Annotated in this window: 21 protein-coding genes; 17 read left to right on the top strand and 4 right to left on the bottom strand. The window is 69.8% G+C overall.

Annotated elements, in window-relative coordinates; all coding sequences use genetic code 11:
• Complete coding sequence (gene flgL, locus PMI14_RS07425) at positions 1–1,260, top strand: flagellar hook-associated protein FlgL (RefSeq protein ID WP_007852195.1); 1,260 nt, start codon at positions 1–3, stop codon at positions 1,258–1,260.
• Between the two features lie 68 nt (positions 1,261–1,328).
• A complete protein-coding gene (locus PMI14_RS07420) occupies positions 1,329–2,561 on the top strand; it encodes an HDOD domain-containing protein (protein WP_007852194.1) in 1,233 nt (410 codons plus the stop codon).
• Positions 2,562–2,572: 11 nt separating this feature from the next.
• Here PMI14_RS07420 and cls read toward each other — a convergent pair whose 3' ends face one another.
• Both cls and PMI14_RS07410 read right to left on the bottom strand, forming a co-directional pair.
• Positions 2,573–4,024 carry a cardiolipin synthase gene (cls, locus tag PMI14_RS07415; RefSeq protein ID WP_108016489.1) on the bottom strand — a complete coding sequence of 484 codons (1,452 nt, stop codon included), beginning with the start codon at positions 4,022–4,024 and terminating at the stop codon, positions 2,573–2,575.
• A 98-nt stretch (positions 4,025–4,122) separates the two neighbouring features.
• Positions 4,123–5,589, bottom strand: a complete 1,467-nt coding sequence (locus tag PMI14_RS07410; protein ID WP_007852192.1) for a PLP-dependent aminotransferase family protein — start codon at positions 5,587–5,589, stop codon at positions 4,123–4,125.
• A 147-nt stretch (positions 5,590–5,736) separates the two neighbouring features.
• Here PMI14_RS07410 and PMI14_RS07405 point away from each other — a divergent pair, with 147 nt between their 5' ends.
• The 13 genes from PMI14_RS07405 (at position 5,737) to PMI14_RS07350 (ending at position 16,160) form a co-directional block, all read left to right on the top strand.
• Positions 5,737–6,351 (top strand): LysE family translocator, encoded by a 615-nt coding sequence (locus PMI14_RS07405; RefSeq protein WP_007852191.1) that lies wholly within the window; start codon positions 5,737–5,739, stop codon positions 6,349–6,351.
• Positions 6,348–7,262 (top strand): DMT family transporter, encoded by a 915-nt coding sequence (locus PMI14_RS07400; RefSeq protein ID WP_007852190.1) that lies wholly within the window; start codon positions 6,348–6,350, stop codon positions 7,260–7,262. The genes PMI14_RS07405 and PMI14_RS07400 overlap by 4 nt, the downstream gene beginning before the upstream one ends.
• A 34-nt stretch (positions 7,263–7,296) precedes the next feature.
• The gene (locus tag PMI14_RS07395) at positions 7,297–7,626 is read left to right on the top strand and encodes a DHCW motif cupin fold protein (RefSeq protein WP_007852187.1); all 330 of its coding nucleotides are present in this window, start codon (positions 7,297–7,299) and stop codon (positions 7,624–7,626) included.
• A gap of 20 nt (positions 7,627–7,646) precedes the next feature.
• Positions 7,647–7,970: a cupin domain-containing protein gene (locus PMI14_RS34105; RefSeq protein WP_007852182.1), complete on the top strand. Its 324-nt coding sequence runs from the start codon at positions 7,647–7,649 to the stop codon at positions 7,968–7,970.
• A complete protein-coding gene (locus PMI14_RS07390) occupies positions 7,967–9,181 on the top strand; it encodes a PLP-dependent aminotransferase family protein (RefSeq protein WP_007852181.1) in 1,215 nt (404 codons plus the stop codon). The genes PMI14_RS34105 and PMI14_RS07390 overlap by 4 nt, the downstream gene beginning before the upstream one ends.
• A gap of 5 nt (positions 9,182–9,186) precedes the next feature.
• Positions 9,187–9,813 (top strand): glutathione S-transferase family protein, encoded by a 627-nt coding sequence (locus tag PMI14_RS07385; protein ID WP_007852178.1) that lies wholly within the window; start codon positions 9,187–9,189, stop codon positions 9,811–9,813.
• 28 nt (positions 9,814–9,841) lie between these two features.
• Positions 9,842–10,702 (top strand): PhzF family phenazine biosynthesis protein, encoded by an 861-nt coding sequence (locus PMI14_RS07380; protein WP_007852172.1) that lies wholly within the window; start codon positions 9,842–9,844, stop codon positions 10,700–10,702.
• Between the two features lie 139 nt (positions 10,703–10,841).
• Positions 10,842–11,720, top strand: a complete 879-nt coding sequence (locus PMI14_RS07375; RefSeq protein WP_007852166.1) for a PhzF family phenazine biosynthesis protein — start codon at positions 10,842–10,844, stop codon at positions 11,718–11,720.
• A complete protein-coding gene (locus tag PMI14_RS07370; protein ID WP_007852163.1) occupies positions 11,717–12,442 on the top strand; it encodes a VOC family protein in 726 nt (241 codons plus the stop codon). Before PMI14_RS07375 ends, PMI14_RS07370 begins: the two co-directional genes overlap by 4 nt.
• Before the next feature lie 6 nt (positions 12,443–12,448).
• The gene (locus PMI14_RS07365; RefSeq protein WP_007852160.1) at positions 12,449–13,087 is read left to right on the top strand and encodes a LysE family translocator; all 639 of its coding nucleotides are present in this window, start codon (positions 12,449–12,451) and stop codon (positions 13,085–13,087) included.
• Positions 13,084–14,070 carry a threonine dehydratase gene (locus tag PMI14_RS07360; RefSeq protein WP_007852159.1) on the top strand — a complete coding sequence of 329 codons (987 nt, stop codon included), beginning with the start codon at positions 13,084–13,086 and terminating at the stop codon, positions 14,068–14,070. The genes PMI14_RS07365 and PMI14_RS07360 overlap by 4 nt, the downstream gene beginning before the upstream one ends.
• 96 nt (positions 14,071–14,166) lie before the next feature.
• On the top strand, positions 14,167–14,838 hold the full coding sequence (locus PMI14_RS07355; protein WP_007852158.1) for a histidine phosphatase family protein: 672 nt from the start codon (positions 14,167–14,169) through the stop codon (positions 14,836–14,838).
• A gap of 104 nt (positions 14,839–14,942) precedes the next feature.
• Positions 14,943–16,160, top strand: a complete 1,218-nt coding sequence (locus PMI14_RS07350) for an aspartyl protease family protein (protein WP_007852157.1) — start codon at positions 14,943–14,945, stop codon at positions 16,158–16,160.
• A gap of 1 nt (position 16,161) precedes the next feature.
• Here the strand turns inward: PMI14_RS07350 and PMI14_RS07345 are convergent, their stop codons facing one another.
• Both PMI14_RS07345 and PMI14_RS07340 read right to left on the bottom strand, forming a co-directional pair.
• Entirely contained in the window at positions 16,162–17,040 is an 879-nt protein-coding gene (locus PMI14_RS07345) for a creatininase family protein (RefSeq protein WP_035202765.1), read from the bottom strand.
• A gap of 19 nt (positions 17,041–17,059) precedes the next feature.
• On the bottom strand, positions 17,060–17,572 hold the full coding sequence (locus PMI14_RS07340; protein ID WP_007852154.1) for a DUF1569 domain-containing protein: 513 nt from the start codon (positions 17,570–17,572) through the stop codon (positions 17,060–17,062).
• 57 nt (positions 17,573–17,629) lie between these two features.
• On the opposite strand from PMI14_RS07340, the gene PMI14_RS07335 reads away from it, so the two are divergent.
• Together PMI14_RS07335 and PMI14_RS07330 are read left to right on the top strand one after the other, a co-directional pair.
• Positions 17,630–18,382, top strand: coding sequence for an alanyl-tRNA editing protein (locus PMI14_RS07335; protein ID WP_007852153.1), 753 nt, complete (start codon positions 17,630–17,632; stop codon positions 18,380–18,382).
• Positions 18,383–18,530: 148 nt separating this feature from the next.
• Positions 18,531–22,235, top strand: coding sequence for a DUF748 domain-containing protein (locus tag PMI14_RS07330; protein WP_007852151.1), 3,705 nt, complete (start codon positions 18,531–18,533; stop codon positions 22,233–22,235).
• Positions 22,236–22,287 lie beyond the last annotated feature (52 nt).

Here is a 22,287-nt window from a genome sequence, read left to right as displayed (position 1 = left end):
ATGAGCAACACCCTTTACCGGCTTGGCACGGCCAACATGTACGACAACGCGCTGCGCAATCTCGGCGCGCGCCAGACCAACCTGTCCAACCTACAGGAGAACTTGACCTCGGGCAAGCGGGTCGTGCGCGCCAGCGACGACCCGGTCTCGGCGGCGCAGGCAGAGCGGGCGCTGACCCGCCTTACCCGCATCCAGACCGAGCAGCGCGCCCTGGAAACCCAGCGCAACGCCGTGGCCCAGTCCGAATCCGCGCTGGGCGACGCCATCGATCTGGTGCAGAACGCGCGCGAACTGATGGTCAATGCCGGCAGTGCGACCCTGACCAGCAACGACCGCGCCACCATCGCCAACCAGTTGCAGAGCCTGCGCGAGCAGTTGCAGACGGTGGCCAACCGCAAGGACACCAACGGCATCCCCCTGCTGGGCGCGCTGGGCAGCGCGCTGGCCCCCTTCCTGGGCCCGCAATCCACCTCGCCGGACTACCTGTTCGATGGGCTTCCCGGGCAATCGGGCAGCACCGGAACCTCGATTCCCAACACCCTGGATGGCGAGTTCGCCTTCATGTTCAAGCCGCAGCGCGACGGTGCCTACAACGTGCAGGTGAACCCGGCGACCATCAACAACAACCAGCAGCTGACGACCACGGGCGTCAAGCCCACGAACCTGGCCCTGGTGACGGGGGACAACTACTCGATCACCTTCAGCGCGGTGGGCCCCGGCGCCACCGTCGGCACCAGCACCGCCACCTACACCATCACCAACACCACCACCGGCGTGGTATCCGCCCCCGTGGTGGTGCCCGACTACCCGACGGACAAGCCGGTGACCATCTCGGTGACCGGCGTTCCGGGGCTGGCCTTCGACATCACCGGCGCACCGGCGAACGGGGATGCCATCACCCTGCAGCCCACGGCCAGTGTCTTCAGCACCCTGGACAGTGCGATCCGCGACCTCCGTAGCGCCCCCAACAGCAACGCGGCCACCCAGGCCGTGGGGCAGGCCCTCACCAACGTGGACATCGGCCTCGAACGCATGAGCAACATGCGCAGCTATGCGGGCGAGCTGCTCAACCGTGCCGACCGCATCACGGGCGACCAGGAAAAGCGCTCGATCCAGCTCGAGGGCGACCGCTCGCGGGCCGAGGATCTGGATATGATCAAGGGCATTTCAGACTTCCAGAACCAGCAGGTGGGCTACGAGGCAGCACTCAAGTCCTATGCCCAGGTCCAGAAGCTGTCCCTGTTCAATTTCATCAGTTAAGCGGGCCTGCCCTGAGCCGCACTCCCTGGCCGGGGGACGGACCCCAACGAGACAACGCCTGAGAGCCCATGGTCCAATCCGTCCTCGGCAGCCTGATCCTGGGGTACCGCCCCCTGTGGAACCGTGCCCGCAAACTCGCTGCGATCCAGCTCTACGTCCAGAACGAATCCCCCAGCGCCATGGTCGATACCGGCCACCTGCTGCGCACGCTGCAGGAGCTGTGGTCCGCCAGCTCGCCGCCACTGCTGCTGTCGCCCCAGACCCACCAGGTGCTGGCCGACATGCTCGAGCATGCCCCGCGGGGCGCGCCGTGGATCGAGGTGCGTGGCGACTGGCTGCAGGACTCGGGCATCTATGCCCTGGTGAAAGCCGCGCACCAGCGCGGCTTGAAGCTGGTATGGCGCGGCGACATCGGCAAGCTGCCCGAGCCGGCCGTGGCGCAGTGCTTTGACAACAGCCTGCTGAGCCTGACCCCGGCCGATGCGGTCGCGACCCTGCAGGCCAACGCGCGGCCCGGCAGCCCGGCGGCCAGGACGCCGCCCCGGGCCGTGAGCCCCATCCTGGCCGGGCAGATGTACGAGAACATTCCCAGCCGCGCCCTGATGGAGCACTGCCTGGACCAGCACAATGCCCTGGCCCTGGCCGGCTGGCCCACCGAGGACGTGCTCTACAGCGTGCGCCACACGCCCCAGCAACCTTCGCACGCCGTGATCGCCAAGCTGCAGAAGGCCATCGACGCGGAGCAGTCGCTCGAGACCTTCGAGGACATCATGGGCGAGGACCCGCTGCTGGCTTACCGCTTCATGGTCTACACCAACTCGGCGGCACTGGGCCTGCGCACCGGCATCGACTCGCTGCGCCGCGGGCTGGTGATGATGGGCTACGGCTCCATCAAGCGCTGGCTGTCCGACCAGTTGCCCCATGCCAGCACCGACCCCAACATGCTGCCCGTGCGCGAGTCCATGGTGCTGCGCGCCAAGCTCATGACGCAGTTGCTCAACGCCGGGATCGAGAACGACCTGCGCCGCGAGATCTACCTGTGCGGCCTGCTGTCGCAGATCGACGAGCTGCTGCAAGAGCCCCTGGGCACCATCCTGCGCCGCATCCCGTTGTCCGAGCGCATCTACGACGCCACCGTGCTGCGCACCGGCCCCTATGCCGCCAGCCTGCAGATGGCCTGTGCGCTGGAGACCGGCGACGCCAGCGCCATCCGCCACCTGTGCGAGACGCAGGAGATGGACCTCGAGGAGGTCAACCGCGGCCTGCTGCGCGTGCTCTCCGACATCGAGGTACAGCGCTAAACCGGCGGCGGCTACAGCAGCGGCGAGAACAGCCGCGCCGTGGCATCGCACAGGCGCGGCACGAAGGCCTGGCGGCGGCGGGTGGGTACAGCCCGGGCATTGCGCATGTCTGCCTCGAACTGGCGCGCCAGTGGCAAAGCCAGCGCCGACCCGTAGACCACCGCGCAGACCTCGAAGTTGAGCCGGAAGCTGCGGTTGTCGAAGTTGGCCGTGCCGATGAAGGCGCAGTTGTCGTCCACCAGCATGGTCTTGGAATGCAGCATGCCGGCCGTGTACTCCCAGACCTTGACGCCGGCGGCGATCAACTCGTCGAAGTAGGAGCGTGCCGCCGCGCTGACCACGAAGGAATCGCTGCGCCGGGGCACCAGCAGGCGCACGTCCACCCCGCGCAGCGCCGCGCTGGTCAACGCCATGAGCGCCGGCTCGCCGGGCACGAAATACGGCGTGGTGAGCCAGACCCGGTCCACCGCCATGTGGATGGCGGCCACATACACGCGGTGGATGGCCTCGTTGGCGTTGTCCGGTCCCGAGGTGAGGATCTGCACCGGGTGGTCGCCCGGCTCGGTGGCGGGCAGCAGGTGCCGGCTCTCGCGCGCCACGGCACCGGGGCCCTCGCCCGTGGTGTACACCCAGTCCTCCATGAAGGTCATCTGCAACAGGCGCACGGCCCCGCCCTCGATGCGCAGGTGTACGTCGTGGTAGGCATCGCGCCGCGCGCGCTGGTCTTCCTCGTCGGTGACGTTGATGCCGCCCGTGAACCCCACGACGCCGTCGCAGACCACGATCTTGCGGTGGGTGCGGAAGTTGATCACGGGCCGCACACGCCGGCCGATGCGCGAGGCATGGAAGAACGCCACCTGCACGCCCGCATCGAGCAGCGGCGCGAGGAAACGCTTTCCCAGCCGCTTGGAGCCCAGGGCGTCGACCAGCAGCCGCACGATCACCCCCTGGCGCGCTCTCTCGGCCAGCAGGTCGCGCAGGGCCGTGCCGATGCCATCGGGCTCGAAGATGTAGTACTCCAGGTGCACGTGGTGGCGCGCCGCGCGGATGGCGTCGAAGATCGCATCGAAGGTCTCGGCGCCGTCGACCAGCAGATCCACCCGGGTGGCGGTGGAGACGCGCAGCTCGCAACTGGCCTCGCCCAGCAGCACCAGTTGCCGCAGGGCCTCGGGAGCAGCAGCGGCCGTCTGGCGCAGGCTGGCGAAGTCGGCATGGGCGTACAGCGCCGACTGGCTGCGCATGCGCTTGATGCGCTGCTTGCGCAGCCGCTGCGGGCCGAAGAAGTAATAGATCACATAGCCCACGAAGGGCAGCAGCGCCATCGACAGGATCCAGCTGAGCGTGGAAACCGGGGGGCGCTTTTGCAGCACGATCCAGACCGCCAATACCGCGATGTACAGGCTCCAGGTGACGGAGACCGTCGTCAGCAGTCCTTCATGCCCGCCAGGAAAGAACTGCACCATGGACTGCAGGCCATCGGTCATTGCGGCCCAGCGCCCTTTTACGTCCATGGTTCCTTCGCGGTAGTGGGATCAGGTGGCGATTGTAGGCAGTGCGCCCATCACCGGCTTTGCTTGACGACGCGCTCGAAGGTGCGCCAGAAGGTCGCGTCCTGCGTGGTCGCGAAGTTGATGCGCATCAGGGTGCTGGGTTTGCGCTCGGCATGGAACAGCGCGCCGGGCGCGAGCAGGTAGCCCTCGTCGAGCATGCGCTGCGACAGCGCATCGGTATCCACCCCCGTGTCCACCCAGCCGAACAGGCCCACCGGGTCGGCCGCGAAGGTACAACCCGCACTCAGTGCCAGCTTGACGCTGCGCGCCCGTGCCGCGTCGAGCCGGGTGCGGATGCGCTCGGCATGCCGGCGCAGCTGGCCCTGTTCGATGCACAGTGCCAGCGCCTTCTCCAGCAGCGCGGGCGTGGTCAGCGTGGCCAGCAGCTTGGTGTCGAGCAGTTGCTCGACCAGGGCCGGCGGCGCGGCCAGGAAGCCGATGCGCCAGTTGGGCGCGAGGATCTTGGCAAAGCCGCTCACGTAGATGGTGCGCTGCAGGCCGTCGAGCGCCGTGAGCCGCGTCGCATGTTCGGGCGCGATGTGGCTGTAGGTGTCGTCCTCGACGATGTGGAAGTTGTGCTGGTTGGCCAACTGCAGGATGCGGTGCGCGCTGCCCGGCGACAGGCAGTAGCCCGTGGGGTTGTGGAACACGCTGACGCTCACGTAGAGCTTGGGCTTGTGCACTTCGCAGTAGCGCGCCATCACCTCCAGATCCGGGCCATCGGCGCGGCGCGGTACCGGCAGGATGTGCATGCCCAGCGCCGACAGGCGCGCGAACTCCACGGCCCAGCCGGGCTCCTCGACCATCACCGGGTCGCCGGGGCGCAGCAGCGTGCGGCTCACGATGTCGAGGGCATGCGTGGCGCCCACGGTGGTGATGATGTTCTCGGGCGCGGTGTGCACGCTCAACTGGGCCAGCTTCTTGACCAGCAGGCGGCGCAGGCCGCTGTCGCCCAGCGGCTCGCCGTACTGCAGCGAGTACTCCTGCAGCGCCCGGGTGCTCGTGACCTTGCGCACCGCGGCCGGCATGAAGGTGGATTCGAGCCATTGCGGCGGCAGCACGCCCATGCCGGGCTGGGGCTTGTCGCTGATCTTGTGGAACATGCCCCGGATCAGCGCCGTGGCGTTCACCGGCGGCGAACCGCGCCCGGCGCCGCGCGCCGCGAACCAGTGGGCGGTGGTCCAGTTGCCGCCCGCCGCCTCCATGGCCGCGACGTCCACGGCCTCCGGCGCCTCGGCGCCCGCGGGGGCCACCTCGCGCACGAAGAAACCGCGGTTCTTGCGCGCCTCCACCAGGCCCTGCGCCAGCAACTGGTCGTAGGCCGCCACCACGGTGGAGGGGCTCACGCTGTGCTGCAGCGCGCACTGGCGCACCGAGGGCAGGCGCGCGCCCGGCGCCAGCAGCCGGTTGCGGATGCGCTCGCCGAAGCGCGCCGAGAGCTGCTCGGTCAGCGATTGGGTGCTGGTCTTCATCAACATGGCGGCGTCCTCGCAAAACACGTGTACTGTCATCACAACCAATACAGATCACCAACTGCGCTGTTGTACTGTACTGGTTGTGTACTGGCACAGAAGATTACAGTGAAGGCCAGACGCTGACAAGCCCACGATTCCAGAACCCCACCCATGACCGCCGCCGAACTCACTGCCCTGCTGGTCTTCTGCACCGCGATGAGCTTTTCGCCGGGGCCGAACACCACCCTGTCCACGGCGCTCGCGGCCAACCTGGGGCTGCGCCGGGCGCTCAACTTCTGCCTGGCCGTGCCCACCGGCTGGACACTGCTGATGCTGGTCAGCGGGCTGGGCCTGGGCGCCCTGATCACCGGCGTGCCGACCCTGCGCATGGCCGTGACCCTGCTGGGCGTGGCCTACATGCTCTGGCTGGCCTGGAAGCTCAGCCGCGCGGGCCAGCTCTCCGACGTGGACAGCTCGCGCCTGTCGGTGACCTTCTGGCAGGGCGTGGGCCTGCAGTTCGTGAACATCAAGGCCTGGATGCTGGCGCTCACGCTCAGCGCGGGCTGGGTGGTGAATGCGGCCGGCCAGCCCTCCAGCAACCCGGGTGAACGCCTGGCCATCATCTGCGTGGTGATGATGGTGTTCGCCTTCACGAGCAATTTCGTCTATGCCCTGATGGGCTCCCTGCTGCGCCAGTGGCTGGCACAGGGCCGCCGCCTGCTGTGGTTCAACCGCGCCCTGGCCCTGGTGCTGGTGGTGACGGCCGCCTGGATGGTGACGCTATGAACCGCAGCCAGGAACGCGAAGCCCTGCTCTGGGGCCTGGTGGGCGTCACGCTGTTTGCCGCCACGCTGCCGATGACGCGCCTGGCGGTCGGCTCCACCGATGCACCGCAACTGTCCCCCTGGTTCGTCACCTTCGGGCGGGCCGCCGTGGCCGGGCTGCTGTCGCTGGCCTACCTGGGCTGGCAGCACGCCCAGGGGCGTCTGCGGGTCCCCGTGCGGTCGCAGTGGCCCGTGCTGGGTGTCACGGCCTTCGGCGTCATCGTCGGCTTTCCGCTGTTCCTGGCGCTGGCGCTGCGCCATGTGCCCAGCACGCACGGGGCCGTGGTCACCGCGCTGCTGCCCCTGTCCACGGCGGTGCTCGGTGCCCTGTGGTACCGGCAGCGCCCCTCGGCCGGCTTCTGGGCCTGTGCCGTGCTGGGCAGCGGCCTGGTGCTGGCCTTCATGACCTGGCGCGCAGGCGGCTTCTACCTGGGCGCGGCCAACATCTACCTGATCATCTCCATGACCACGGGCGCCCTGGGCTACATCGGCGGTGCGCGGCTCACGCCCAGCCTGGGCGCCGAGCAGGTGATCTGCTGGGTGCTGGCCTGTGCCCTGCCACTGACCTTGCCCGTGACCTGGTGGTTCGCGCCGGCCGTGCCTTCGTCCATCGGCAGCATGAGCTGGCTGGGCTTTGCCTATGTGGCCCTGTTCTCGATGTGGATCGGCTTCTTCGCCTGGTACCGCGCGCTGGCGCTGGGCGCCGTGCGGGTCAGCCAGATCCAGCTGATCCAGCCCTTCCTGAGCCTGCTGTTCGCCGTGCCGCTGGTGGGCGAACGCCTGGACCTGGCCACGGCCGGGTTCGCGCTGGCCGTGATCGCCACGGTGTTCGTGGGCAAGAAAATGCCCGTCCACCAGGCCGCCACCGCATGACGAACCCATTGCACACCTGAAAGGCCGACCCGCCATGCAGATGAACAATATTCCCTTCGCCGCCACCGACTGGAGCACGGTCGAGCGAGTGCAAAAGAGCGCCCAGGCCGGCCAGGCCTTCTGGCAGACGCTGCAGTACGGTGAGCTGCGCGTGCGCAAGGTGGAGTACACCCCGGGCTATGTGTCGGACCACTGGTGCCGCAAGGGCCATGTGCTGCTGTGCCTGGCAGGCGAGCTGCACACGGAACTCGAAGATGGCCGGCAGTTCACCCTCACGCCGGGCATGAGCTACCAGGTGGCGGACAATGCCGAAGCGCACCGTTCGACCGCGCCCAAGGGCGCCACGCTGTTCATCGTGGACTGAACGGCAAGGGCTCTTGTGCTATGAAATACTCGGTGGAACAAGGCCTCGCGCGGCTTCCCGGCCCGGCGGGAGAGCGTTTTGCCGAACTGATCGCGCATGGCAGCATGCGCACGGAACTGTATGCACCGCGCGGGCACGACCCGCAGCAACCGCACGCACAGGATGAGCTGTACTTCATCCACAGCGGGCGGGGACAATTCGTCCAGGGCGAAGAGCGGCACCGCTTTGCGCCTGGCGATGCGTTTTTCGTACCGGCGGGCCAACCCCACCGCTTTGAAGAATTTACCGACGACTTTGCAACATGGGTGGTCTTTTGGGGACCATCCGGAGGAGAACGAGAGTGAAACTGAACGACCTGCCCCTCACCAGCAACCCCTGGACGCTGGCACGCCGCGCCGAGCGCATGAACCCCTCGGTGATCCGCGAAATCCTCAAGGTCACCGAGAAGCCCGGCATCATCAGCCTGGCCGGCGGCCTGCCCTCGCCCAAGACCTTCCCGGTCGAGGCCTTTGCCGCCGCCTCGGCCGCCGTGCTGGCCAACGACGGCCCCTCGGCCCTGCAGTACGCGGCGAGCGAAGGCTTCGGCCCGCTGCGCGAGGCCATCGCCGCCTTCCTGCCCTGGGAAGTGGACCCGGAGCAAGTGCTGATCACCACCGGTTCGCAGCAGGGCCTGGACCTGATCGCCAAGGTGCTGATCGACACCGACAGCCGCGTGCTGGTGGAAACGCCGACCTACCTGGGTGCCATCCAGGCCTTCACGCCCATGGAACCCAAGGTGGTGGCGGTGGCCAGCGATGACCAGGGCGTGCTCATCGACGACCTGGTGGCCAAGGTCGGCACGGGTGCCGACAGGGCACGCTTCCTGTACGTGCTGCCCAATTTCCAGAACCCCACGGGCCGCACCATGAGCGATGCGCGCCGTGCCGAGCTGGTGGCCAAGGCGGCCGAGCTGAACCTGCCGCTGGTGGAGGACAACCCCTACGGCGACCTGTGGTTCGACAGCCCGCCACCCGCCCCGCTGACCGCGCGCAACCCCGAGGGCTGCATCTACATGGGCTCGTTCTCCAAGGTGCTGGCCCCGGGCCTGCGCCTGGGCTTCCTGGTGGCGCCCAAGTCGGTCTACCCCAAGTTGCTGCAGGCCAAGCAGGCGGCCGACCTGCACACCCCCGGCTACAACCAGCGCATGGTGGCCGAGGTCATGAAGGGTGGCTTCCTGGACCGGCACGTGCCCACCATCCGCGCGCTGTACAAGCAGCAGCGCGATGCGATGCTGACCGCGCTGGACAAGGAGATGCAGGGCCTGTCCGTCGAGTGGAACAAGCCGGACGGCGGCATGTTCCTGTGGGTGCGCCTGCCCGAGGGCATGAGCGCCATCGAACTGCTGCCCAAGGCCGTGGAGCGCAACGTGGCCTTCGTGCCCGGTGCGGCCTTCTATGCCGACGATGCCGACCACCGCACGCTGCGCCTGTCGTTCGTGACCTCCACGGCCGAGCAGATCGCCACCGGCATCGCCGCGCTGGCCGCTGCCATCCGCGACCACCAGGCCAAGGGCTGAGCGGCATGCTGCGCCTGTGGGGACGGCTGTCGTCGATCAACGTGCGCAAGGTCGTGTGGGCCGCGCAGGAGCTTGGCATCAGCCTGCAGCGCACCGATGCCGGCGGGCAGTTCGGCATCGTGCGCGAGGCCCGCTACCTCGCCATGAACCCCAACGGCCTGGTGCCGCTGGTCGAGGACGAAGACACGGGCCTGGTGCTGTGGGAGTCGAACCCCATCGTGCGCTACCTGTGTGCCCGCCATGCGCCGGGCGACCTCTACCCCGAGGAGCTGCCCGAGCGCTTTGCGGCCGAGCAGTGGATGGACTGGCAGCAGACCACGCTGAACCCGGCGGGGCGTGATGCCTTCATCCAGTGGGTGCGCACACCGGCCGCGCAGCGCAACGAGTCGCTGATCGCCGCCTCGGTGGCCGCCACCGAGCCGCTGCTGGACCTGCTGGACACGCACCTGGCGCACCAGCCCTTCATGGTGGGAGAGCGCTTCACCATGGCCGACATCCCGGTGGGCTGCGAGATCCACCGCTGGTGGGGCCTGCCCCAGGAGAGGGCCGCCCGGCCGAACCTGGACCGCTGGTACCAGGCGGTGAGCTCGCGCTCGGGCGCACGCGGCGTGCTCGACCAGGCGTTATCCTGACGGGACCATCCGCCCGCAAGACCGCACCATGCAGCCACGCCCCTTCAAGCAGATCGACGTCTTCAGCGACCACCCCGGCGATGGCAACCCCGTGGCCGTGGTATTGGAGGCCGAAGACCTGGGCGATGCGGACATGCGCCGCTTTGCCGCGTGGATGAACCTGTCGGAAACCACCTTCCTGCTGCCGCCCACCGAGGCCGGCCGCGCGCAAGGGGCCGACTACCGCCTGCGCATCTTCAGCCCGCAGGGTGAGCTGCCGTTTGCCGGCCACCCCACGCTGGGCACCTGCCATGCCTGGCTGCAGGCCGGCCATGCGCCACGGTTGGAGGGCCTGGTGGTACAGGAATGCGCGCTGGGCCTGGTGCGCATCCGGCGCGAGGACCACACCCTGGCCTTTGCCGCGCCACCGCTCAAGCGCAGTGCGCCCAGCCCGGCCCTGGTGCCGTTGATCGCCAGCGCCCTGGGCGTGCGCCCGGCGCAGATCCTGGGCACGCAGCTGCTCGACAACGGCCCCGTGTGGCTGGGCATGCTGCTCGACAGCGCCGACACCGTGCTCGGCCTGCAGCCCGACCATGCGCGGCTCATGGACCTGGGCCAGTCGGTGGGCGTGGTGCATGTGGGCCCGCATGCCAGCGACACCAGCCGGCCCGGCGTGGTGGTGCGCGCCTTTGCAGCCCCCATGGGCAACCGCGAAGACCCGGTGACCGGCAGCCTCAACGCCAGCCTGGCCGAATGGCTGATCGCCGAAGGCCTGGCACCGCACAGTTACCAGGTCTCGCAGGGCGAGTGCCTGGGCCGCGCAGGGCGGGTGCAGATCCGCCAGGACGGCCACCAGGTGTGGGTGGGCGGACGCTCCGTCACCTGCATCGAAGGCACGGTGCTGCTGTGATGAAGCCCCGACCCGTTCCCCTTCACGCCAGCGGCTGATTGCAGCCCGGCACCACGGAAAGAGGCCCAGGCCAGCCCCCAGGCGTGGCCCGGCCAGTGACCGCTCTTTGTTCCACCATCCCCACTGACACAGGCATCCCATGAAACTGCGCCCCTTCCAGCAAGTCGACGTCTTCACCGACCAGGCCTACCGCGGCAACCCGCTGGCCGTGGTGCTCGATGGCGAGGACATCACCACCGAGGCCATGCAGGAGTTCACCAACTGGACCAACCTGTCCGAGGCCACCTTCCTGCTGCCGCCCACGCCCGAAGGCCGCGCAGCGGGGGCCGACTACCGCGTGCGCATTTTCTGCCCCGGGCGCGAGCTGCCGTTTGCCGGCCACCCCACGCTGGGCAGTTGCCATGCCTGGCTGGGCGCGGGCGGCAAGCCGCAGACGCCGGGCCGCGTGGTGCAGGAATGCGGCGTCGGCCTGGTGCCGCTGCGCCAGGACGGCGAGCGCCTGGCCTTTGCCGCGCCCGAGCGCCTGCGCAGCGGCCCGCTGGACGAGGCCGACGTGGCGCTGATCGCTCGCGGCCTGGGCGTGGACCGCGCCGACATCCTGCACCACGCCTGGTGCGACAACGGCCCCAAGTGGCGCGGCGTGATGCTGAAATCGGCCGAGCAGGTGCTGGCACTGCGGCCCGACAGCGCCATCCTCGCGGGCCTGGATATCGGCGTGGTGGGCCCGCGCGGCAAGGTCGGCGTGATCGGCGCCGACACCGCGCGCGAGGACATCGCCTTCGAGGTGCGCGCCTTCTTCCCCGGCAATGCCGGCCTGGCCGAGGACCCGGTGACCGGCAGCCTGAACGCGGCCCTGGCGCAATGGCTGATCGGCGAAGGCCTGGCACCCGCCAGCTATGTCGCCAGCCAGGGCACGGCCCTGGGCCGCGCCGGGCGGGTACACGTGCACCAGGAGGGCAGCGAGATCTGGATCGGCGGCCATTCGGTGACCTGCGTGCAGGGCGAGGTGCTGCTGTGACGGCACAGACCGCTGCCTGCATCGACCACCTGGTGGTGCTGGCGCGCGACCTGGCCACAGGCGTGGAGTGGTGCGAGCGCACGCTCGGCGTCACGCCCGCCGCAGGTGGCGAGCACCCGCTGATGGGCACGCACAACCGCCTGCTCAATGTCTCCAGCCCGGCCCATCCGCGCGCCTACCTGGAGGTCATCGCGATCAATCCGCAGGGCACCAGGAGCATTCCCGAAAGCGACCGGCGCTGGTTCGACATGGACGAGGCCGCCCTGCAGCAGCAGGTGGCCGAGCACGGCCCGCAGCTCATCCACTGGGTGGCCTCGGTGCCCGACGTGGCGGCCAGCCTGGCTGCACTCGCTGCCCTGGGCGTGGACCGGGGCCGGGCCATCACGGCCAGCCGCCCCACGCCCCAGGGCCTGCTGCAGTGGCAGATCACCGTGCGCCCCGACGGCCAGCGGTTGTGGGACGGCTGCCTGCCCACGCTGATCCAGTGGGGCGCCGCGCACCCCTGCGATCACCTGCCTGCCAGCGGCGTGCAGCTGCAGTCGCTCACGCTGCAGCACCCGGACGCCGCCGGTTTGGGTGCGGCCTGCGATGCCGCAGGCCTGCGCGCCATCGCCACGGCCCTTGCCGGCCCGGCACCTCTGCTGCAGGCGGCACTTTCTACGCCGCGCGGCCCCGTGGCCTTGCGCTCGGCCCCGCCCCCTTCCACCCCATCGACGGAGTAGGCCACCATGCTCGCACCCCAGGAACTGATGCTCTTTGCGCTCGCCGCGCTGCTGCTCGTGCTCACGCCCGGGCCCAACATGGTCTACTGCGTCTCGCGCAGCCTCACCCAGGGCCCGCGCGCCGGCCTGCTCTCGCTGGCCGGTGTGCTGGCGGGTTTTGGCGTGCACCTGCTGGCGGCCTCGCTCGGCCTCACGGCCCTGCTGGCGGCCGTGCCCATGGCCTTCGACGCCATCCGCCTCGCGGGTGCGGCCTACCTGCTGTGGCTGGCCTGGCAGGCCGTGAAGCCGGGGGGCGCCGCGCCCTTCGAGGCGCGCGACCTGCCGCACGACACGCCGCGCAAGCTCTTCCTCATGGGTTTCATGACCAACCTGCTCAATCCCAAGGTGGCCATGTTCTACCTGTCGTTCTTTCCGCAGTTCCTGCACCCTGAACGCGGCCAGTGGCTGCTGCAGAGCCTGAGCCTGGGCGCCGTGCAGATCAGCATCAGTGGGCTGGTCAACGCCCTGCTGGTGCTGTTCGCAGCCCGCGTGGCGCTGTTCATGAACCGCAGCCAGGGCTGGATGCGCGCCCAGCGCTATGTGATGGGCACAGTGCTGGGCCTCTTGGCCGTGCGCCTGCTCACCGAAAAGAGGCCTGCCGCATGAGTGCCCGGCCCTCCACCCCCCTGCCCTGGCTGCCGGGCCTGGCCGACATCGAGGCGGCGGCCGAAGTCGTGTACCGCGACTTCGCGCCCACGCCGCAGTACCGCTGGGGCCTGCTCAGCGAGCGCCTGGGCACCGACTGCTGGCTCAAGCACGAGAACCACACGCCCGTGGGTGCCTTCAAGATCCGTGGCGGGCTGACCTATTTCGACCAGCTCGCAACGCGCGGTGCCCTGCCGCGCGAGGTGGTCAGCGCCACGCGCGGCAACCATGGCCAAAGCATGGGCTGGGCCGCGCGGCGCCACGGCGTGGCCTGCACCATCGTCGTGCCCCGGGGCAACTCGGTGGAGAAGAACGCCGCCATGCGCGCCCTGGGCGTCACGCTGATCGAGCATGGCAGCGACTTCCAGGAGGCGCGCGAGCATGCCATGCAACTGGCCGCCGAGCGCGGCGCGCACATGGTGCCAAGCTTCCATGCCGACCTGCTGCGCGGCGTGAGCACCTACTGGTGGGAGTTCCTGCGCGCGGTTCCGCAGCTCGGCGTGGTGTACGTGCCCATTGGCCAGGGTTCGGGCGCATGTTCGGCCATTGCGGCCAAGCTGGCGCTTGGCCATGGCGTGCGCATCGTCGGTGTGGTGAGCAGCCATGCCACCACCTATGCCGATTCGCTGGCCGCGGGCCGCGTGGTCGAGGCGCCCGTGACCACCGAGCTGGCCGACGGCATGGCCTGCCGCGTGGCCGATGCGCAGGCGCTGGCCATCCTGGCGCCGCACATTGACCACATCGTGCAGGTCAGCGATGCCCAGGTGGCCGCCGCCATGCACGCGATCTACACCGACACGCACAACGTGGCCGAGGGCGCGGGTGCCGCCGCCCTGGCCGCGGCGCTGCAGGAGCGCGAGAGCCTGCGCGGCCTGGCGGTGGGGCTGGCGCTCACGGGCGGCAATGTCGACGCACCGGTGTTCAGCCGCGTGCTGGCGGGCTGAGCCGCACCACGGCACTGTCTCCAAGGCTACTGGCGCCACGGCTCCGGTCGCTTGGGAGACAAACGGCCAGGCCGGTGCCTGCCCACAATCCGGCGCATGGGAACCCTTTACCTCGTGCGCCACGGCCAGGCCTCGTTTGGCGCAGACGACTATGACCAGCTGAGCGCGCGCGGGCGCGAACAGGCGGTGCGCCTGGGCGAGCACTGGCGCGAGCGCGGCCAGGTCTTCGATGCCGTGATCACCGGCACGCTGCGCCGCCACACGCAGACGCTCGAAGGCATTGCCGAAGGCCTGCAGACCACCCCCGAGGTGCTGCAGATGCCCGGCCTCAATGAATACGACAGCCATGCGCTGATCACCGCCATCCACCCCCAGCCCCTGCCCAAGCCCGATACACCCGAGCTCTACCGCCACCATTTCCGCCTGCTGTGCGATGCGCTCGCGCAGTGGATGGCCGGGGTGATCAGCCCCCAGGGCATGCCCAGCTGGAACGAATTCAGTGCCGGCGTGCGGTCTGCGCTCGACCATGTGCGCCAGCACCATGTGGGCCACAACGTGCTGCTGGTGAGCAGCGGCGGCCCGATATCGACCGCCGTGGGCCAGGTGCTGGGCACCGCGCCCGAGGTGACGATTGCGCTCAACATGCGCATCCGCAACAGCGCGGTGACGGAGTTCAGCATTGCCCCCAAGCGCCTGATGCTGCAGACCTTCAACACCCTGCCGCACCTGCAGGCGCTGGAGCATGCGGACTGGCTGACGCACGCGTAAAGGCATCCAGCCTGGCTGGTTGGCTGGTTAGCTTAGATAAATTTATTGCAAAACAATAATTATTTGCTGTTTAATGGCAACTCCATGCACTGTCTGGAGTTGCCATGCGCCGCCGCCACCTGTTGGGCCATGCCCTGCTGACCCCTTTTCCGCTGCTCGGCGCCCTGAGCGGCTGCGGCGGCTCCCTGGGCGCCACCAGTCCCCAGGCCGAGGTCTTCGCGCCCGGCGGCGTCACGGTTCCAATGCAACGGCAACAACACCCCCATGTGTCGGTGGCGGTGCGTGCCAACGGCCAGCCCCTGCGCTTTCTGCTCGACACAGGGGCGGACCACAATGTGCTCACGCCGCGCGCGGCGGCCATGCTGGGCCTGCCCCTGTCCGAGGAGCGGGTGCCCAGTTCCGGGGCCGAGGCATCGGCCCCGCCCGTGCCCTGGACGGTGCTGGACGACCTGGCTGTGGGTGATGCCGCGCACCTGCGGCGCGAAGTGGCCTTCGTCATACCGCTGCCCGACGAATTCACCCACGACGGCATCCTGGGCGCCACGTTCTGGCGCGCTTTCGCCGCGCGCCTGGACTATGGCCGTGGCGAGCTCACGCTGGCGCCCGTGGGCCGGCTGGCACCACCACCGGGGGCCGTGCGCCTGCCCCTGCAGGTGCTGCCCGGCGGCAAGATGCTGGTCCAGGCCAGCGCCGCAGGGCACACCGGCTGGTTCTCGGTGGACACCGGCGATGGCGGGGCCGTCACGCTGTTTCGCCCCGCGGTGGAGCGGCTGGGCCTGCGCAGGGCGCTGCAGCCCTCGGTGCGCATGCCCACCGGGGTGAGCGTGGGCGGCACCACCTGGGCGGATGTGGCACGCCTGCCCGTGTTCGAACTGGGCCCCTGGCAATGGCCACGGGTACCGGTGCACCTGTCTCTCGCCACAGGGGGGCTGTTCGGCAGCGACGCCTGGATGGGCAACCTGGGGGGCGAACTGTGGCGGCGCTTTGCCGTCACCATCGACGTGGCCGGCGGCGCGCTGTACCTGGAGCCCCAGGCGGCGTTCACCGAGCCGTTTGCCGGGCCGCGCAGCGGCCTGATGGCGCGCTGGAATGGCGAGCGCTTCGAGGTGCTCCATGTGGTGGCCGGCAGCCCCGCGGACCAGGCGGGTGTGCGGCCAGGCGAAGCACTGCTGGCGGTGCAGGGACATGGCCTGGGTGCCAGCGATGTCGGCTGGCTGCGCGCGCAACTGGCAGCGGCACCCGGCACGGCACTCGCCTTGCAGCTGCGTGCCGCCGATGGTGCCGAGCGCCAGGCCACGCTGGTGCTGCGGGAACTGGTCTGACTCAGGGCGGGCTGGCGCCGTCCGGCGCGTCGCGCAGGGTGCTCAGCGGCAATGCCACCATCTCCTGCAACAGGGCCACGAGCTGCGTGGCTGCGGCATCGACCACCTGCCGGCCCTTGTCGGCCGTGGCGGCGGCGGCATTGCCCACGGCGCCGGCCGGATGGTAGTCCTGCATCTGCCAACCGAGCTTGGCGCTCTTGCCGTTGCCCAGGAGGGCGTACTGCTCCGAGCGGTCCTGCGAGGTGGAGCGGAAATCCTGCGCATGCGCCATGTGCACGGTACCGGGCGCCAGGTGCAGCATCATCGAGGTCTCGATCTCGCCCGCATGGATGCCGAAGCGGTGCTCCTGTGCACTGAACTGGCCGGCCACGGCATCGGGCAGCGGCAGGCTGAACCAGCTGGCGCTGTAGACCAGGAGGTCGCAGCGCGTGCGCAGCTCGCGCGCCACGATGTCCATCACGCTGACCTGGCCGCCATGGCCGTTGAACAGCAAGAGCTTCTTCACGCCGGCGCGCGCCACGCACTCGCCCAGCTCGGTCCACAGCGCGATGATGGTGGCCGGCGAGAGCGTGAGCGTGCCGGGGTAGCGGATGTGCTCGGGGCTCAGGCCCACGTTCTGCGGCGGCAAAAAGAGCACCGGCAGATCCGCCGGCAGCAGCGGCAGCGCGGCATCGATCACGCCCTGCAGCAGCGTGGCATCGACCGACAGCGGCAGGTGCGGCCCGTGCTGCTCGATGGCCGCCACCGGCAGCACGGCCACGGTCTGCGCCGCCAGGCCCGAGGCCTTGCGCTGCGCGAAATCGCGCGTGCCGAGATCGGCCCACCAGCGCGGGGGCGTGGCGGCGGGTGGGGAAGAGGGAGGCACCGGTGGCTGCGTCATGCCCGCCATGGTAGCGGTGTCAGCCCAGAACGATCTCGTCCTGGTGGTTCGCGATGTGGAAGGTGTGGGCACGCGCAAAGTCGGCCTTGTCCAGCGCGCCGTAGGCGAAATGCGGGCGCAGCGCCCCGGCGTGGGCGTTGAACCGCGCGATGGCAGCGCGCAAACGCTGGGCCGCCGGCTTCCAGTCGCCCGACATGGTGAGCGCCGGCGCCGCGGGAATGGGCTCGGCCAAGCCATGCGACATGCGCCCGCGCCAGCCGAAGAAGCCGAATGCTGCAGCACCCAGGGTGCGCTGGAACAGGGCGCTGTTTTCCTTGGGGAAGCCGTCCATGCTCATCTCGATGCTCTGCGACAGGTGCTCGAGCACGGCCACCAGCGGCCAGGCGCCCGTGGTGCGGGCCTGGGGTGTGGCCTCCAGCTTGTCCAGCCAGCGCAGCGCGCCGGACAGGTCGGCGACCTTGGGCTCATCGGCCCAGCCGAGGGCGGGGACCAGGACCAAAGGGGCGGCGATCAGGGCGGTGCGGCGTTTCATGGTGCACCGATGGTAGCGCCCCCTGCAGCCGCACGGCGCTGCCGCTACCATGCGGGGATGACCCACGATCTGTTCCGAGAAGACGGCTACCTGCGCGAATGCAGCGCCCGCATCACCGCGATCACCGAGGCCGGCATCGTGCTCGACCGCACGGTGTTCTACCCGCTGGGCGGCGGCCAGGCCGGCGACGCCGGCAACCTGCTGCTGGCCGATGGCACAGCCATCACCATTGCCGACACGCGCAAGGGCAAGGACGCCGACGGCCAACCCACCGCCGACATCGTGCACGTGCCGGACCCGGGCCAGGAAGCGCAGCTGGCCGCGCTCGCCACCGGCACGCCCGTCACCGCGCGCATCGACTGGGAGCGCCGCCACCGCCTGATGCGCCTGCACACCACCACCCACCTGCTGTGCCACCTGGTACCGCAACTGGTCAATGGCTGCTCCATCACGCCCGAGTACGCGCGCCTGGATTTCTCCATGACCGACCCGCTCGACAAGGATGCGCTGACGGCCGGCATCGCCGCGCTGGTCGCAGCCGCCCACCCGCTCACCGTGGCCTCGATCAGCGACGAGGAGCTTGACGCCAACCCGGCCCTGGTCAAGAGCATGAGCGTGCAGCCGCCGCGCGGTTCGGGGCGCATCCGCACCATCCGCATCGGCGGCGAAGGCGATGCCCCGCTGATCGACCTGCAGCCCTGCGGCGGAACGCACGTGGCCAATACGGCGGAGATCGGCGCCATCGTGGTGACCAAGATCGAGAAGAAAAGCGCCACCACGCGGCGCGTGGTGCTGGGCTTTGCTGCCTGAGGCCAGGGCCCTCACCGCCGGGTCAATCGTCAAAAAACATCAACCCAACCCCTGGATACACTGCGCCACGCTGCGCGGTGGTACCTTGGGCGGCCTGCCGCCCGTTCGCGGCACCGCCACTTGACCGCCTGCCGTTTTCCGCTGCCCCATGTCCTTTCCCAAGCGCCTTTCCCTGACCCGCCCTTCCCTGGCTGCCCTGCGCCAGCACCGCTGGGCCCGCCGCGCGGCCGTTGCGCTGGCGGCCTTGCTGGCCCTGTGGCTGCTGACCTGGCTGGCCGTACCGCCCCTGCTCAAGGGGCCGCTGCAGCGCGCGGCCAGTGAGCAACTGGGCCGCGCGGTGACGGTGGGTGCCATCGATTTCCAGCCCTGGTCGCTGGAGCTCACGCTGCGCGACATTGCCGTGGCCGGTGCCGATGGCGGCACACCGCAGCTCACCATCGCCCGCGTGCATGTGGATGGCGAGCTGCAGTCGCTGCTGCGCCTGGCGCCCGTGGTGGACGAGTTCACCGTGGAGTCGCCCGTGCTGCACATCGCCCACCTGGGCGAGGGCCGCTACGACGTGGACGACGTCATCGCCAAGCTCACCGCCCCGCCCGCAGAACCCCAGCCGGACACCGGCCCCGCCCGCCTGGCGCTGTACAACCTGGCGCTGGTGGGCGGCAGCATCGACTACGACGACCGCAGCGTGGGCAAAAAGCACAGCCTGCGCGACCTGGCGCTCAAGGTGCCCTTCATCAGCACCCTGCCCTCGCAGCGCGAGGTGAAGGTGGAGCCGCACCTGGCCTTCAGCCTCAACGGCAGCCGCTTCGATTCGTCGGCCCAGGGCACGCCGTTTGCCCAGACCGGCAAGACCGATGCCGCTGTGCGCTGGGAGGGCGTGGACCTGGCCCCCTACCTGGCCTACCTGCCTGCCAGCCTGCCCGTGAAAGTGCAGGGCGCCACGCTCGATGTGAACCTGAAGGTGGCCTTCGAGCAGGCCCCGACAATGGCCGTGAAGCTCACGGGCAGCGTGCAGGCCAGCAATGTGCGCCTGGCGGACCGCGCTGGCCAGGACCTGCTGGCCTACGAGCGCCTGAAGATCGATCTGGCCGACGTGCGCCCGCTCGACCAGGTGGTACGGCTGTCGCAGGTGGAGCTCATCGCCCCGGTGCTCAGCGCCCGCCGCGATGCCGCAGGCCAGGTCAACCTGGCGCAGCTGGCACCGGCCACACCGCCAGCGGATGCAGTGCCAGCCAGCGCAGCCTCTCGCCCCGCATCGTCGGCCAGCGGCAAGGCCGCTGCCGCCAGGCCCTGGACCGTGGAAGTGGCCCACACGATCGTGCGCGGCGGCACGCTGCGCTGGGCTGACCAGTCCACCCGCCCCGCCGCGGCCCTGGAGGCGCGCGAATTCACGCTGGACGCCAAGGACCTGGCCCTGCCCTGGGCCCACCCTGTCACGTTCGAGGGCGGCCTGAAGCTGCAGGATGGCAGCCTGGCCTTCCAAGGCGAGGCCACGGACCAGAAGGCCCAGGTGCAGGCCAGCCTGAATGCGCTGGCCTTGCCCTTGGCCGCACCCTACCTCGCCCAGGTGCTGGAGCCCACCGTTGCGGGCCAACTCACGGGCGACATCGGCGTGCAGTGGGCTGCGGCCGACACACCGGCGGCCACCGGCATCACGCTCACGGCCGGGCCGCTGGCGCTGGAGCAACTGGCCCTGCGCCAGGGCAAGTCACAGCTGGCCAGCCTGGGCCGGCTGGAGCTCAAGGGCCTGCAACTGCCCCTGGACAAGCGCACCGCCACGCTGGAGAGCCTGGTGGTCACGCAGCCTAAAGTCACTGTGGACCGCGACGCCGATGGCCGCTGGATGTTCGAGCGTTGGATGAAGACCCAGCCCGCGGCAGCAGACGAAAGCGCTGCCACCGCGCCTGCTGCCGCAGCCCCATGGGTGCTGCGCGTGGCCGACTTCGCGCTGCAGGGCGGCACCGTCTCGCTGGCCGACAGGGCCCAGGCCCGCCCCGTGGCGCTGGAGCTGTCGACCCTGGGCATCACGGCGAAGAACCTGGCGACCGACGGCAGCAAGCCCGAAGCACTGCAGCTCTCGGCCCAGGTCGCCACCGGCAAGGGCAGCACGCCCGGCAAGCTCGACTACCAGGGCACGCTGGCGCTGCAGCCGCTGGCCATGGAGGGCAAACTCAGCGCCACGCGCCTGCCGCTGCATGCGCTGGACGGCTACCTGGCCAGCCAGCTGTCCGTCGAGCTGCTGCGCGCCGATGTGGGCTTTCGCGGACAGGTGGCTTTTTCCCAGAATGACAAGGGGCCCAGCCTGCGCCTGTCGGGCGACGCCGTGGTCGATGACCTGAAGGCCAACAGCACCTCGGCCTCCACCCCCAAGACCGAGGCCCAGGTGGGCGAGGAACTGCTGGCCTGGAAGAGCCTGAACCTGCGTGGACTGGCCCTGGCCACCGCGCCCGGCACGGCGCCGCGGCTCGAGGTCAAGGAGACCAGCCTGGCCGACTTCTTCGCGCGCATCACCATCAACGAGGCCGGCCGCATCAACCTGGGCGACATCGCCAAGACGCCGGCCGAGGCCCAGGCGGCCAATGCTGCCAGCGCCGCCAAATCGGTGCCCCCCGCGCCGGTGCCTGCTGCGTCCACCGCGTCCGCCGCCGTGGCGGCAGCGCCAGTGGACCCGCTGGCACCGGTGGTGCAGTTCGGCCCGGTGAGCCTGGTCAACGGCAAGGTGCTGTTCTCGGACTTCTTCATCAAGCCCAACTACTCGGCCGACCTGTCGGAACTCACGGGCAAGCTCAGCGCCTTTTCCACGGCAGCGCCCGGCGGCGAGCCGGTGCTGGCCGACCTGGAGCTGCGCGGCAAGGCCGAGGGCACGGCCTCGCTGGAAATCACCGGCAAGCTCAACCCGCTGGCCAAGCCGCTGGCGCTGGACATCGCGGGCAAGGTGCGCGACCTGGAGCTGCCGCCGCTGTCGCCCTACGCGGTGAAGTATGCGGGCCACGGCATCGAGCGCGGCAAGCTCAGCGTGGACGTGGCCTACAAGGTGCTGCCGAGCGGCCAGCTCACGGCCAGCAACCGGCTGGTGCTCAACCAGCTGACCTTTGGCGAGGCCGTGGCCGGAGCGCCCAACAGCCTGCCCGTGAAGCTGGCCGTGGCGCTGCTGGCCGACCGCCAGGGCGTGATCGACCTGGACTTGCCGCTCAGCGGCTCGCTCAACGATCCCGAGTTCCGCGTCGGCCCGGTGATCTGGAAGATCATCGTCAACCTGATCGGCAAGGCCCTGACCTCGCCCTTCAGCCTGCTGGCCAGCGCGCTGGGCGGCGGCGACGAGCTGAGCAGCGTGCCGTTCGCCCCGGGCAGCGCCACGCTGAGCCCCGAGGCGCAGCAGAACCTGGCCAAGGTGGTCAAGGCGCTGACCGACCGGCCCAACCTGCGCATCACCGTGACCGGCCTGGCCAGCCTGCAGGCCGAGCGCGAAGGCATCCAGCGCGAACACCTGCAGCAGCTGGTGCTGGCCGAGAAGCGCCGCGCCAGCCCGGCCGACACGGCGCCGGTGCAGGCCGCCGAATACCCCGCCCTGCTCAAGGAGGTGTACCGCCGCGCCGACATCCCCAAGCCGCGCAACCTGGTGGGACTGGCGCGCGAGCTGACCACGGCCGAGATGGAAGCCCTGCTGCTGGCCAACCAGCCTGCCACCGAGGCCATGGCGCAGGAACTGGCCACCCAGCGGGGCCAGGCCGTGCGCAGCTACCTGCTGGCGCAGAAGCTGCCCGTGGAGCGCCTGTTCCTGGCCGCGCCGCGGGCAGGAACCCAGCCGGAAAAATGGTCTCCCCAGGCGCAGATGAGCCTGGCGACACAATAAGGGGCCACTCCATTGCGCTGGAACCAATCGCCGGTTCCAGCGCTCACACCCT

Origin of the sequence: Acidovorax sp. CF316 (genome assembly GCF_000276605.1) — a bacterium.
Taxonomy (GTDB): Bacteria; Pseudomonadota; Gammaproteobacteria; order Burkholderiales; family Burkholderiaceae_C; genus Acidovorax.
This window is presented reverse-complemented; position numbering and strand designations above follow the sequence as displayed.